Raw genomic sequence first — 14,474 nt, forward strand, 5'->3', positions numbered from 1 at the left:
GATTGACGGGAGGTACATAATAAACATGTGTCGTCACCTTTTTCTTCCTCTCCGGTTTAAGATGCTTCAGCGCTTACACGCTTATCCTACTTCTCGTGATTCTTTTCACTCAGCAATAAAAGTCACATTTATTTGTGGTTTTTTGCTTATTTATTTTTGAAAAGAAGAAAAATGCAGAAATATTCGGCAAATTCGACAGGCTGCGCCTCGACTCGGAGGCCCGGTTTGCATCCGAGATGCTTTTTGGGTAACAATACAAAGTATGAAGTATATCGATTTCGAGCAGCGCTCGCGCGCTCCGCGCAGCCGATGTAACTTTCGGAGCGATGAAGCGTATAACCATCTGGAGGTGTTTGACTCAATGACTAAAATGAAATCTTTATCCGCTCTGGCCGTGACTTTGATGTTGGCCGGCGTGCTGGCCGCATGCGGCAGCGACAAAGCGGCTTCCCCGGCAGCGACGGAAAACGCCGAAGAGGCGATCGAGAATATCCCTGCAGCCGCGGACAACGACGCGCATCCGACGGACGAGACCGATATCGACATGGCGGAAGAATCTTCGGGCGAAACGGATTCCGCCGCGCCGGCGGATCCGACCGAATCGGCGCCGGCCGACAGCGGAACGAGCGGCACCGAGTCTTCCGACACGGGAACCCAGGGATCGGGCGAAACTTCTTCCGCCGACACCGGCAAGACCGAAACGACGGAGACGACTAAACCGGCCGATTCCGCGAACACCGGCAAAGAAGAAACGCCTGCTTCCACCCCTGCCGCGGCGGCAGCCGAACAAACGGGCGAAGGTTCGTATTCGGGCCTGGCCGACAGCCACAGCGCCGAGATCGACGTCGACGGCAAAGCGATGACCTACCAGTTGTCCGAAGAAGCGCAGCAGCAGATCAACCAAATTCCGAACGACGCCAAGGTTACTTTCAAGTACACCGAAGACAAGATCGACGATACCACGACGGTCATGACGATTACCGAGATCAAAGAAGCCAAGTAACCGCACAACGTTATTCCCTCCGCCCGGTTCGTCCGGGCGAGAGGGATTTTTGTTAGAATCAGACGGAGTTTTTCCAAAAGGAGATGTCGGGATGTATCGGGTAGTGATGATCAGGCACGGGCAAAGCGAATGGAACAAACAGAATTTGTTCACCGGTTGGACGGACGTGGATCTGACGGAACACGGAATCGAAGAAGCCAAAGACGCGGGGCGCATCCTCCGGGAATCGGAGTATGCGTTCGACGCGGCTTTCGCTTCGGTGCTCCAACGTTCGATCAAGACGCTGTATCACGCGCTGGACGAGTTGGGATTGTTATGGATTCCGGTAGAGAAATCGTGGAAGCTGAACGAACGGCATTACGGCGCGCTGCAAGGATTGAGCAAACCCGAGACGGCCGAAAAGTACGGCGAAGAACAGGTCCGTCTCTGGCGGCGCGGTCTCGACGTCCGCCCTCCCCTGTTGGAACCGGGCGACAAACGCCTGCCGGGCAGCGATGCCCGGTACGCGAAGCTTCCGCCCGAAGCGCTGCCGGCCGGCGAGAGCTTGCAAAATACGATCGACCGAGTCGGCGAATATTGGGACGACCGCATCGTTCCGTTGATCAAACGCAACGAGCGCATCCTGATCGCCGCCCACGGCAATACGATCCGGGCGCTGATCAAGTTCATCGAAGATCTGGACGAACAAGAGCTGCTCGAGCTGAATATTCCGACCGGGGTTCCGCTCGTCTACGAGCTGGACGACGATCTGAAGTCGATCCGCCGTTTCTATCTGGGGCATCCGACGCATGTCGAAGAGAAGAAAAGGCAGGCGGCCGATCCGGATCACGATCCCGACTATTCCTCGCATCATAAATAGAGAGGAGCAAGCTCGATGACCACAGACACGACGGCTTTCAAGATCCGGGCGGCCAAGCCGGAAGACGCGGCGGACGTGTCGCCGCTCATGTACGACGCGATCGAAGACATCGCGCATACGATCGCGGGCACGACCGACCTCCCGGCGACGTTCGACGCGCTGGAGGAGCTGTTCCGGCTGGACGAAGGCCGGCTGAGCTACAAGAACACGTTGATCTGCGAAGACGGGAACGGCCGGGCGGCCGGCTTCGTGCTGAGCTATCCGGGCGACGAAGCGGAGTCGCTGGACGAGCCGCTGCTGCGGCGCCTGCGCGAGCGCGGCCTGCCGACGGACGGGCTGGTCCCGGAAGCCCGTCCCGGCGAATACTATCTGGATTCGCTCGCGGTGAGCGGGGCTTACCGCGGGGCCGGCATCGGGACCCGTTTGATCGAAGCGTTCGAGCGGCGCGCGGCCGCGCTGGGCTTCGAACAGGCCATGCTGCTCGTGGAACAGGCCAATCTCAAAGCCCGGGCGTTATACGAGCGTCTGGGTTACCGCGAAGACGGCACGATCGAACTGAGCGGGCACGCGTACGACCGGATGATCAAGTCGGGGCGGGCTTAGTGGCCGAAGTCGACCTTCGAACAAAGGATAAGAATCCATCAAGAGGCGGCCTTCCGGCCGCCTTTTTCCCATGCTTGTCCTTGACTTTCCGGTTGTCCCCATTATCCCCGCCGCCCACAACGGCGCGTTTGACGTTATCCCCGCCGTCCACAGATTTCGTCTTGCGTTTCCCGCCGTTATCCTCAGGCTGTCCTCAGCCTATCCCCGGCTTCTCCACATCCTTTTTACGCACATCTAACTTTTTTTCACCTTTGAATCCGGCTCGAATTTGCACTTCTTGACATACGGCTTCCGCTTTTCGTTTGCGAGTCGCGGCGAATTGCCCGTCACAGCGCCATTCCTCCGAAAAACCCCCTGTTCCGATTCGCGTCAATCCCCGTTTAGAGCTGCCCTAGGCGAAAAACCGCAACTTTCCCTTCGATTGCTCGCTTTTTCGCGTTTTCCTCCAATTTCGGCAGTTTTATTTTCTAAAATTTGTGCTTTGACAAACCCCATATCTGGTTATAGAATGAGTAACACTGACCCGGTTAAATCTATATCTAGTTATTGCCGGGTACTAAGGAGCGTGAAAGAACATGGTGATCGCTTACGATTCCAAGACAGGGAATGTGCGGAGATTCATCGAAAAACTGGAACTTCCCGCCGTACAAATCGACGAGAAGATGAAGCTGGACGAGCCTTTCATCCTCGTTACCTATACTACGGGCTTCGGCCAAGTGCCGGACAAAGTCCAAATGTTCTTGCAGCAAAACGGCGGACAGCTTCGCGGCGTATCCGCCAGCGGCAACCGCAACTGGGGGCAATGTTTCGCGAAAAGCGCGGACACGATCTCCCAGACTTACGGCGTGCCCGTATTGTGCAAATTCGAACTGTCCGGAACCAACAAAGACATTCTACATTTCAAAGAGGAGCTGAACACCCTTGCGGCATATTGAACTGAACAACCAACTGATGCTGAGAAACGCCGACGGATTTTTCCGGTTGGAGAAAGATAAAGAAGCGGTTAGCGCGTTTATGGAGGACGTGGCCAAACGCAGCCTGACTTTCGACGACTTCGGCGCTCAGGTCGACTACATGATCGAAAACGACTACTACGAGAACGTGTACGAAAAGTACAGCCGCGAAGAAGTCGTATCGGTGTTCGAGACTTCCCACAACGTGCCGTTCGAATTCGCTTCCTACATGGCCGCATCGAAGTTCTACACGGACTACGCGATGCGCAGCAACGATAAATCGGTCTACCTCGAGTCTTACGCCGACCGCGCCGCGATCGTGGCCCTGCATCTGGGCGGCGGCAACGCGGATACGGCCAAAGCGCTCGTGACGGCGATCATGGAACAGCGCGTGCAGCCGGCGACCCCGACGTTCCTGAACGCGGGCAAAAGCCGCCGCGGCGAACTGGTCTCCTGCTTCCTGCTCGAGATGGACGACGCGCTCAACTCGATCAACTACGTGCTCTCGACCTGCATGCAGCTGTCGAAGATCGGCGGCGGCGTAGCCGTCAACTTGTCGAAGCTGCGCGGACGCGGCGAACCGATCAAAGGCGTCGAAGGCGCGGCCAAAGGCGTAATGCCGGTCCTCAAGCTGATGGAAGACGCGTTCTCCTACGCCGACCAAATGGGTCAACGCAAAGGTTCCGGCGCGGCTTACTACAACATTTTCGGCTGGGACGTGCTTGAATTCCTGGACAGCAAAAAGATCAACGCCGACGAGAAATCCCGTCTCAAAACGCTGTCGATCGGCTTGATCGTTCCGAACCGTTTCTACAAACTGGCGGAAGACAACCAACCGCTGGTGGTATTCGGTCCTTACTCCGTGTACAAAGAATACGGCAAACACTTGGACGACCTCGATCTGGACGAAATGTACGACGAGCTGCTCGCCAACGATAAGATCAAGAAAAAGACCGTGATGAGCGCACGCGACATGCTGGTAAAAATCGCGATGGTGCAGTTGGAATCCGGTTATCCGTACATCATGAACAAGTCGAACGCCAACAAGAACCACGCGCTGAAAGACTTGGGCATGGTCAAAATGTCCAACCTGTGCACGGAAATCTATCAGCTTCAAGAAACGTCGACGATCGGCGATTACGGTCAACAAAACGATATTCGCCGCGACATCAGCTGCAACTTGGCTTCGCTGAACATCGCCAACGTGATGGATCTCGGCAAGATTCGCGAATCGGTACACGAAGCGATGGTCGGCTTGACCGCCGTCAGCGACATGACCGACGTGCAGAACGCGCCGGGCGTCGCCAAAGCGAACCGCGAGATGCACTCCGTCGGTCTGGGCGCGATGAACCTGCACGGTTACCTCGCGAAAAACAAAATCGCTTACGAAAGCGACGAAGCGATCGACTTCGCGCGCACGTTCTTCATGATGATGAACTACTACTCGATCGAAAAAAGCATGGAGATCGCCCGCGACCGCAGCGAAACGTTCGCCGGTTTCGAGCAGTCCGAATACGCGAAAGGTACATACTTCGACAAGTACGTACAGACCGACTACAGCCCGAGCACGGCCAAAGTCAAAGCGCTGTTCGAAGGCATGCACATTCCGACGACGGCAGACTGGGCTCGCCTGCGCACGCTGGTTCAAGCGAACGGCCTGTACCACGCTTACCGTCTGGCGATCGCGCCGACGCAAAGCATCTCCTATATCCAGAACTCGACGTCGAGCGTCATGCCGATCGTCGATGCCATCGAGACGCGCACTTACGCGAACTCGACGACTTACTATCCGATGCCGTATCTGTCGCAGGAGAACTTCTTCTACTACAAATCGGCTTACCAGATGAACCAGTTCAAAGTCATCGACTTGATCTCGGCGATTCAAGAACATATCGACCAAGGCATCTCGGCGATCCTGCACGTCAACAGCAACGTGACGACGCGCGAATTGTCCCGTTATTACCTGTATGCCGCGCGCAAAGGGCTGAAAGCTCTGTACTACACGCGCACCAACCACTTGAGCGTGGAAGAATGCATCAGCTGCGCGATCTGATTTTTCCACCGATTTTGTTTGACCACGAACGATGAAACCTGCGGGGCGACTGCTTCAAGATCCGGTTTTCCGGTCTGACCTTTACGCCCCGCTTTACTTTTGCAAATTTATGGTCCATAATAGGTAACTTGTGCGCCGCCGCTTGCGAAGCGGTCGTTATTTGCGGCTTGAGCCGCCCAACATTACCCACATTTTCCATTTTAATATATACTCCACGATGAAAGGGATGACTGAACATGATCAAGGCCGTCAACTGGAACCGTCCCGCAGACGACTTCACCCTGATGTTCTGGAATCAAAATATCATGCAATTCTGGACGGACGACGAGATTCCGCTGTCCGACGACAAAATGTCTTGGATCACCTTGAACGAAGACGAGCAGGAAGCCTACATGCAGGTCCTTGGCGGCCTGACGCTGCTCGATACCGTGCAAGGCGGAGTCGGCATGCCGCAGATCATGGAGCATGTCGAGAACCTTCAGCGCAAAGCGGTGCTCGCGTTCATGGGCATGATGGAGCAGATCCACGCCAAATCGTACAGCAGCATCTTCACGACGCTCGCTTCCACCGAAGAGATCGACAAGGTGTTCCGCTGGGTCGAAGAAAATCCGCTGCTGCAGAAAAAAGCGGAGATCATCTCGAAATACTATCAGAACATCCAGACGCCGAAAGATCTGTATCTGGCGATGGGCGCTTCGGTTATGCTCGAGAGCTACCTGTTCTACAGCGGCTTCTTCTACCCGCTGTATCTGGCCGGACAAGGCAAGATGACGAGCAGCGGCGAGATCATCGACTTGATCCTGCGCGACGAGAGCATTCACGGCCTGTACGTGGGCGTGCTCGCTCAAGAAGTGCTGCGCGACCTTCCGGCATCGGAAGCCGAAGCGGCGACCCAAGAGCTCTACGAGCTGCTGCACACGCTGCAAGCCAACGAAGAGAAATATACCGAACAGCTCTACACCAAGATCGGCCTGACCGAAGAAGTGAACAAGTTCGTGCGTTACAACGCCAACAAAGCGATGATGAACCTCGGTCTGGAACCGCAGTTCGAAGAAGACGACGAGAGCATCAACCCGATCGTGCTGAACGGCCTGAAGACGCAGACCAAACAGCATGACTTCTTCTCGAAAAAAGGCAACGGGTACGTCCGCACGGTTCACGTGGAGCCGCTGCGCGACGAAGACTTCTTGTTCGATACGGCGGAATCGCCGGTAACGAGCGGTCTGTAAAAGTTTCGGTTAAAAAAGCAAAGACTTCGCCTCGACGAAGGAAATCCTGCCTACGGTTTTCCTGCTGCGGGCGAAGTCTTTTTTGTTCGGCATGCCGTTCATTCTAATAGAAGAAACGAGGCGAAGCTTACCATGAAAGCCGCAGTCATTCGCAAATACGGCGGGCCCGACGTGTTCCGCATCGAAGAAGTCGACGAACCTGCGCCTGCCGCCGGCGAGATCAAAGTCCGCATGCGCGCCACCTCCATTAACCCGATCGACTTCAAGACGCGCAAAGGCTATCTGTTTTTCTTGTCGGGATTTCGGTTCCCCAAGATTCTGTGTTCCGACTTCTCGGGAATCGTCGAAGCCTGCGGAACCGGCGTGACCGATTTCTCTCCCGGCGACGAAGTCTACGGGTTCACCAACGGAGCGATGCAAGGCGGCGGATTGGCGGAAGCCCTATGCTGCAAAGCTTCGATCGCTTCGCGCAAACCCGCCGCGTCGAGTTTCGAAGAAGCCGCCTCCATCCCGCTCGCCGCGTCGACCGCTTATCAGGCGCTGACGAAGGTCGGCGGGTTGAAACCCGGCATGCGGGCGCTCGTGATCGGCGCGACGGGCGGCGTCGGCCATTTCGCCGTGCAGTTGGCCGTGATCGCCGGCGCGCACGTGACGGGCGTCTGCCGATCTTCCGGCGAAGCGCTGGCGCGCGAACTGGGCTGCGAGGACGTGATTGCTTACGACCGCGAAGATTTCCGCCGAGCCGGCAAGCCGCCGTTCGACGTGATCTTCGACGCGGCCGGCAAATACGGCTTCTGGAGCTGCCGCAGCCTGCTGACCGCTTCCGGCGTTTACGTCACGACCGTGCCCGGTCCTACGGTGATGCCCGCGGTCGCGCTGACGGCCGCAGCCAAACGCAAAGCCCGTTTCGTCGGCGCGAATTCAAACGACCGCGATCTGAGCCTGATGCGGCAGTGGTGCGAAGAAGGCCGATTGAAACCGACGATCGAAGCCGTTTTTCCGCTGGAGGAGACGCGTCAAGCTTACGAGCTGGCCGAATCCGGCCGGACGCGGGGCAAAGTGGTGATTCGGACCGTGTGAACGACGGCGGCGGTTCAAAGCGCTTCAAGCACCGCCGCTCACCTACGTTTCTTCGAAAGGCTGTCGAATACCGCGAACAGCCTTTTTTTTGTGCCTACTTTCGCTGCCTTGCCTCTTTTTTCCGCAAATAAAACCGCCTTTGCGATCCGTGAAGATCGCAAAGGCGGTTTCGGGCTTCCTAAGTTCAATCCGCTAACGCCGGCCTTACTTTTTCGTAGGCGGCAGCAGCGTCACCGGTACGGTAAACGATTCGCTGATTTTGGAGTTCTTTTTGTAATAAGCGGTGACTTCCAGATTGACCACGGTCGGCGTCGACGGCAGAGCGCGAAGCGCGCCTTTGCTGTTGATCAGATCCGGACGGTCGCTGCCGGTCACTTGGAACTTCACTTCGTTGGTCGAAGTCAGCTTGAGCACGTTCGGGCCGATGCGGGTCGTGTTGACGACCGCCGCCGCTTTGTCGAACGCCGCGATCGCTTCGTCTACCAGCAGTGCCCGGCGATCCGCGATGCGGTAGCTGGTATACGCCAGATAACGAATCGGGTTGCCCGCAGGATCTTTGGCGATCTGACCGCTAGGCGTCAGTTGAGCCGCGAGAAGTTCGAGCTGATACGTGCCCGGTTCAAGCTTGCCGACTTTGCCCGTATTTTCGTCGAGGTAATAGTCGTCCAATCCTTCGAACGTGTAACGGCCGGGTTCGATCAACCGCAGATTGCCCTGCGCGTCTTGATCGACGATCTGACCGACCAGACCGATATACTCGTCGTCGATGCCGTATACGGCGATCTGGATATAATTGACGTCGTCGGTCGACAAGGTGAACGATACGTCCGTCGTATCGCGGTTGCCGTCGCCGTCAGGCGTGATGATGCGTTCGGACAGTTGAACGTCTTGGATGCCGAAGCCTGTCGTCGGCTTCTCGTCGCCGATATGAACGGCGAACGGAAGGTGCAGATCCGGCTGTCCCGGCGATTGCAGGCGCACTTCGCCTTCGTAGACGCCTTTCGCCGCATCCGATGCCGGATCGATCGTCAGTTCGAATTCGCCCGGTGTTCCGGCTGCCGCGCTGACCGTATTGCCGCTGCCCAGACCGTTCAGGGAAGCCGAGATCTTGCTCGTATCCGGCGTCGCGATCGGATTCGTCGGATCGGAAGTCACGTCTTCATGCCACACCACGCTTGCCGTATAAGAGACAGGCGCGCCGGTTACGCTCTTCAACTGCAGCTTGCGGCTGACCGCTTCGCTGCTGCCGTCCAGCAGACCGAACGCGGTCGAAGGCGCGTAGTTGGTCACCGGTACCGACACGAGGTCGGGGTTCAGAATATGAATCTCTTCCACGGCCTGCAGCAGGGCAGGCGTATCGAGAGCGTCCGCCACGTAAGCGCGTCCTGCGCCTTGCGAATATACGTCGTACGGCGTGCCCGATTCGTCCGAGATGGTATCGGCGGTATTGGCCAATGCCGCGCGTACGTCGTAAGGCGACCACCCCGGATATTTCTGTTTCAGCAGCAGCGCGAGGCCGGCTACGTGAGGCGTCGCCATGCTCGTGCCGCTCAACCGCGCATACGCTTCGTCATAGCTGACGTTCGGATCGAATTTGCCGTATTCCGGGAAGGTGGACAGCAGGTTGACGCCCGGTGCCACCACGTCCGGCTTGATGCTCAGGCTATCGTCCGAGTTCGGTCCGCGGGAGCTGAACGAAGCCATCTTGTCGCCTTCCACGACCGTCTTCGGATAGTCGCTTCCGAAAGTGATCTCGAATTCCGGCTTGTCCTGCTTCAGCGCTTCTCTCGCCAATGCGCGGCCTTCCGTGCCGCTCATGTCGAAGTAAGGCACGTAATCGAAGCTGTCGCCCAAGAACGCGAGCGTTCCGACCGGCTCGTCGCGGCCCGGAACCGATTCGGACAGGTCCGCTTCGTTCGGATTGCTCGACTTGACGTTGCCGTTGAAGATCACGATCGCTTTGGCGCCGTGCGCCGCGGCGCCGCGAACTTTCGCGTCGAACGTCAGGTTGCCGCGGGAGACCACGACCACTTTGCCCGTCACGTCGACGCCTTGCTCCGCCAGCGCGTCATAGTCCGCGTCGGTACCGAGGTTCGCGTAGACGGCCGCGTTCGGCTCCGTGCCGAGCAGCGAAGCGAAGTTTTCTTGGCCCGTTTTCCAAGCCAATACGTCCGTGTTATACGGGCCGTACACCGACTCCGCGACAGCCGCGCGAGAAGCTTCCGCTTGGTCGGCGGCAGGCTTCTGGGCTGCCGGCTGCTCTGCGGCAGGCTGTTCGGTCGACGGAGCTTCCGCCGCCGGTTGTTCCTCGGCAGGCGCTTCTGTCGAAGGCGTTTCTGCGCTCGGCTGCTCCGATTCGGATTGCTCGGATGCCGGAGTCTCCGTCGCCGGTTGATCGGCAGACGATTCTTCCGCCGCTTTCGCGTCTTCTTGCGAAGCATCGGAAGCGGCAGGCGCTTCCGGAGCCTTCTCTTCTTCGACCGGCGGTTCTTCCGTCGCCGGTTCTCCGACGGATGCCGAGAAGGTTCCTTCGTAATGGTTGCTTTCGCTCGTTACGGCTCCTACGGAGATCGCGAGCTGCGAAGAAGCCGGCGAACCCATCGAATAATAATAAGGACCTTCGTCGGCGGCGTTGCCGTTGGCGACAACCGCCGTCACGCCCGACAATACCGCGTTATTGATCGCCACGGCGTCCGGGGAATTCGGATCTTTGTTCGAATCGGAACCCAGCGACAAGTTGATCACGTCCATGCCGTCTTTGACCGCATGTTCGATGCCGTCGATGACCTGCGCCGACGAGCCCGAAGCGCGGCCCGTCTGGATGTTGCGGCCGAGCACTTTATAGACGTACAGGTCGGCATCGTAGGCTACGCCTTTTTGCACCAGATCCGAAGTCGGGTTGGTTCCGCGTCCCACGATCGTGCCCGAGACGTGCGTACCGTGGCTGGTTCCTTCATAAGACGTTCCGTTGATCTCAGCCGGCGGTTCTTCGTACGGATCGTTATCTTTCTCGAACGAGTCGTAACCGCCTTTGTAGGCATCTTTGAGATCCGGGTGGAGATAATCGACCCCGGTGTCGATGACGCCGACTTTGAGGCCTTTGCCTGTCAGTCCTTCGGCCCAAGCTTCGTCCACGCCCATCTGCTTCAGAGGCTGAATCTCGAAGTTGCTGCCCGCCGAGGCTTCTTTCTCGTCGACCGGAATCTCGTAATAGGTCTGGTTCTCGTCGATGGAGACGACGCTCGGAATCGAAGCCAATGCCGTCAATTGGTTCGCCGATACCGTGACCTCGAACCCGTTCAAGACGGTGTTGTATTGATAATTGACTTGAAGATCGATGCCGAGCGCTGCCGCTTGGCTCAAGAAGTTCGACTGCTCCGTATCGACCGACTGTTCGGCCGAGAGTGCCGAGAAACTTCTCAGATTGACATCGCCCGACGAAGATTCGGCGGCGGCCGCAGCGACCGGCTCGCGGCTCAACTGCACGATCGCTCGCACTTTATGTAGGGACTTGGTGTCCAGCTTGGGCGAAATGATGGAAGCGACGTCGCGGGTCTGCACGGCAAAAGCGCTTGCCCGGCCTTCTGCCGATCCGCCGTTCAATGAGGATTCGGACAGCTTATACGGAACCAGCTTGTCCGTCGGCTTGGATGCCGGCTGAGCGGAAGCGGCCGCCGGGAGCGCCCCCAGCGCCAACGCCAGGCTCAATGACGCGCCCGACAACTTACGGAACAAATCTTTCTTCAATGCAACTTCCCCTCTCTCGTTGTATGGAATGGATACAGCGTTGCTGAAGCTTCACACGGCTCGGGATCGATCCGAAAGTCTGCCTCCTCTCATGCGGTTGTCAAAAAGCTTGGCCCCTATGTTAGCACCGGTATCAAGAGTTGACCACTTGTAAATTTTTCGGACGAACCGTTTCAATTAGGCCTTGCAACGAATTTTGTCGAATTTTTATTGGGACTTACCGCTCTGTTTCGAATCTCCGATCCCGTGCAGCAAGCAAAAGTCTCAGTAATGTCATAGGGATGAAAGGGTTCATTCGTTCGAACTGATTCTTTTGGTTGCTATCGGCGACTCGCTTGAGGGTACAAAGACTTAATTTTTCGACAAATCGGATTTTTCTGTCGTTCGCGGCTTTCTAAGTGCAGCTCGCAGCGTCTTTCGGGCTGCAAAAAGTAAAACAAAGCTTGAATCGGCGATCGGCAGCGAATAGAAAAAAGAACCTGCGGACGATCCGCAGGTTCTTTTTTATCTGATCCGGAATGCAGCATACACTTCTGTCTTCCGCTTACCAAGAGTTCCAATTCATAAAGGTATCCGTTTTCCCTTGAAGATCGGCCAAGCGCATCAGCACCGCGGATGCGTCGGCTTTCGTCACGACCTGCCGAGGCAGGAAGTTTCCGTTGACGGCCGGGAGCAGTCCCAGCTTGATCGCCAGCGCGGCATCCCCTTTGTTCGTCACGCCTGCGGCATCGGCAATGCCCGGAAGATCGACGGTCGAGTTGTAGTAAGAAGCGAGCTTATCGTAGTTCAGCACGCCCATTAACAGATGCGCCAGATCGTCCCGGTTCAGCTCGGCATTCGGCCGGAAATCCGCCGTCTTGTCCGGAGTCAACCAGCCTTGGCCCGCCAACGCGCCGATCGCCGATTGATAAGGACTGTCGGCGTTGACGTCGCGGAACAAATCCGTACCCGGGTAATCGTTGTACGCCGAATAGTTCGGCTGCAGCGCGCGCGCCAGCATATCCGCCCATTCTCCGCGAGTCAGCTTGGCATCGGGATCGACCTTGCCTTTATCGTCCGGCACCAGAATTCCGTGGTCGATCATCGCTTCGAGCGCCGATTGCTCGGCATGCCCCGCGATATCGCTCGCTCCGGCGGAAGGCTTGCCCGGGTCGTCCGATCCGTAAGTCGTTTTCCATTGACCGTCGGAAGCGTCCAGCGCGTTGAAAGCGCCCAACGGTTCGTTCGTTCCCAGCATCGGCACGTACGTGAGCTTGATCTCGGTCTGGCTTTGCTCGGTAGGATCGGTCGCGTAACGGCTGAACTGGCTGTAATACAGCTGTAGTTCGGAGTCTTTCAGGAATTTGGCTTTCGCTTCGGCAGGCGCGACTTTGACCGAAGAAGCGGCCGGGAACGTTCCGGTCGCGGAGATCGACGGCTGCACCGCATAGAATTCGTTCAGCTGCCCGTTCGCGCCGATCGTTACGCTCGCCGTATCGCCTTGAACCGCGATGCCGGATTCGTAACGTTGGAAGCTGTAAGCCAGGCTCCAGTCCCCTTTTTTCGGAGTCGAGATCAGACGCCATTGCTGCGCGTTCGGAAGCAGTTTGGACGCCCAAGCGATCGCCTGTTCCTTGTTCTTCGCCGTCGGCTGAACGCTCGCGCCGGACGAAGCCTCGGAATCGTAGAAGTAATAATTGTAGATTTGACCGGTTTCCGCGTTCAACTGCACGTTGACGCTGCTTGTGCGGCCTTTGGCGACTTGAGCGAGATCGATCACCCACACTTTGGTATTTTTCTTCGGATAGTCCTGCGTGTACGTCTGCTGACCGTTCACCTTATAGCCTTCCGGGAACAAGCCGAGCTTCTTGAGCTGCTCCTGCGCCGCGTTCTCGGTCTTGAGCGGAGCGGACACGAACCCTCCCGCTTGAAGCGCTTCGCCGTCTTGACCGATCGCGACCGACTGCGGGTAAGGCAGGCCGGTGATCGAGTCCAAACGTTCGCCGCTGACCGCGTCGATCGGTTCGGCTGCCGAATCGAAAGGCACATACCCCAGATAATACGTCGAAGAAGCGCCCGTTTGTTCGTCGTTCGGAATATACGTCAGTTTGACGTCGAAACCCGACTCGTAGATCTTGCGCGCCGCTTCGGCCGATACTTTCGGCGACGCCGACGGATAGGTCAGGTTGTTGACGCTGCGCGAGTAGCTGCTTACCGCGCCGCTCCGGTCGAGCGATACGACCGCCGTTTCCGGCTGCGAAGGGACGCCGTTGACTTTCATACGATAGCTGAACGTATAGCTTGCGCCGCCCAGCAGCGGGGAAACCGAACTTCCGTCGGAATAGGTCGTATCGTCCTGCACGAAATCGGTCGATTTGTTGTTCGGCATCGCGCGCAGCAGGAACTGCATCGCGCGCTCGGAAGCTTGTTCGCGCGTCAATTTGGCATCCGCTTGATTATCCGAAGGCACGTAAGCGTCGACCACGTTTCCTTTGACGGCATCGACGCCGACGGAAGCGCTGTTGCCGTTTTGGCCCGGCAGAGCGTATGTAAGTCTCCAAGTTTGATTCGCGTCGCCGGTTCCGTAATAAGCGCTGTAATCGGCCGAAGAAACGTCGGAAGGCTTCAATTCCGGGAAAAGTTTCTGTACGGCCGCCGCGGCGGCCGAAGACGAGACTTTCGCGCCTTCCGGAATGGAGCCGGTCAGCGCGGAAGTCGAAAATTCGACCGATTCCCCGTTTTCGGCCGGCGCCGCCGAAGCTTGATTCGCCAATGCCGGCGAGCACAGAACGACGGTCGCCAATACGGCGGCTGCCGCCCTCCTCGAAGCCGGAATGCTTGCTTTGATTCTTTTCATCATTCGATTCTCCTTTCGTTCGATCCGTTCTTGTCCGTTGATGATCCCCGCCATCATCTTATCACCGGCACCGAATGCAGAGGTTACTTTACGGCTACGAAGCGGATACGA

The 14,474-nt window shown here is 57.3% G+C and carries 9 protein-coding genes; 7 read left to right on the forward strand and 2 right to left on the reverse strand.

Going from position 1 to position 14,474, the window contains the following annotated elements; genetic code table 11:
* The first annotated feature begins 361 nt into the window (after nucleotides 1-361).
* From CDO73_RS00970 to CDO73_RS01000, 7 genes are all read left to right on the forward strand, one after another.
* Nucleotides 362-1,003 carry a hypothetical protein gene (locus CDO73_RS00970; RefSeq protein WP_088486610.1) on the forward strand — a complete coding sequence of 214 codons (642 nt, stop codon included), beginning with the start codon at nucleotides 362-364 and terminating at the stop codon, nucleotides 1,001-1,003.
* A gap of 91 nt (nucleotides 1,004-1,094) precedes the next feature.
* Nucleotides 1,095-1,862, forward strand: a complete 768-nt coding sequence (gene gpmA / locus CDO73_RS00975) for a 2,3-diphosphoglycerate-dependent phosphoglycerate mutase (RefSeq protein ID WP_088486611.1) — start codon at nucleotides 1,095-1,097, stop codon at nucleotides 1,860-1,862.
* Between the two features lie 15 nt (nucleotides 1,863-1,877).
* The gene (locus CDO73_RS00980; protein ID WP_088486612.1) at nucleotides 1,878-2,465 is read left to right on the forward strand and encodes a GNAT family N-acetyltransferase; all 588 of its coding nucleotides are present in this window, start codon (nucleotides 1,878-1,880) and stop codon (nucleotides 2,463-2,465) included.
* 575 nt (nucleotides 2,466-3,040) lie between these two features.
* Nucleotides 3,041-3,400, forward strand: coding sequence for a class Ib ribonucleoside-diphosphate reductase assembly flavoprotein NrdI (gene nrdI, locus CDO73_RS00985; RefSeq protein WP_088486613.1), 360 nt, complete (start codon nucleotides 3,041-3,043; stop codon nucleotides 3,398-3,400).
* Complete coding sequence (gene nrdE / locus CDO73_RS00990; RefSeq protein ID WP_088486614.1) at nucleotides 3,387-5,471, forward strand: class 1b ribonucleoside-diphosphate reductase subunit alpha; 2,085 nt, start codon at nucleotides 3,387-3,389, stop codon at nucleotides 5,469-5,471. The genes nrdI and nrdE overlap by 14 nt, the downstream gene beginning before the upstream one ends.
* A gap of 236 nt (nucleotides 5,472-5,707) precedes the next feature.
* Complete coding sequence (gene nrdF / locus CDO73_RS00995; RefSeq protein WP_306437497.1) at nucleotides 5,708-6,700, forward strand: class 1b ribonucleoside-diphosphate reductase subunit beta; 993 nt, start codon at nucleotides 5,708-5,710, stop codon at nucleotides 6,698-6,700.
* A gap of 132 nt (nucleotides 6,701-6,832) precedes the next feature.
* Complete coding sequence (locus tag CDO73_RS01000) at nucleotides 6,833-7,780, forward strand: NAD(P)-dependent alcohol dehydrogenase (RefSeq protein WP_088486615.1); 948 nt, start codon at nucleotides 6,833-6,835, stop codon at nucleotides 7,778-7,780.
* A 204-nt stretch (nucleotides 7,781-7,984) separates the two neighbouring features.
* Here CDO73_RS01000 and CDO73_RS01005 read toward each other — a convergent pair whose 3' ends face one another.
* A complete protein-coding gene (locus CDO73_RS01005) occupies nucleotides 7,985-11,527 on the reverse strand; it encodes a S8 family serine peptidase (protein WP_088486616.1) in 3,543 nt (1,180 codons plus the stop codon).
* Nucleotides 11,528-12,071: 544 nt separating this feature from the next.
* Entirely contained in the window at nucleotides 12,072-14,363 is a 2,292-nt protein-coding gene (locus CDO73_RS01010; protein WP_179218430.1) for a YcdB/YcdC domain-containing protein, read from the reverse strand.
* Nucleotides 14,364-14,474: the final 111 nt, after the last annotated feature.

It is taken from the genome of Saccharibacillus sp. O23, assembly GCF_002205895.1.
In the GTDB taxonomy this organism is placed as follows: Bacteria; Bacillota; Bacilli; order Paenibacillales; family Paenibacillaceae; genus Saccharibacillus.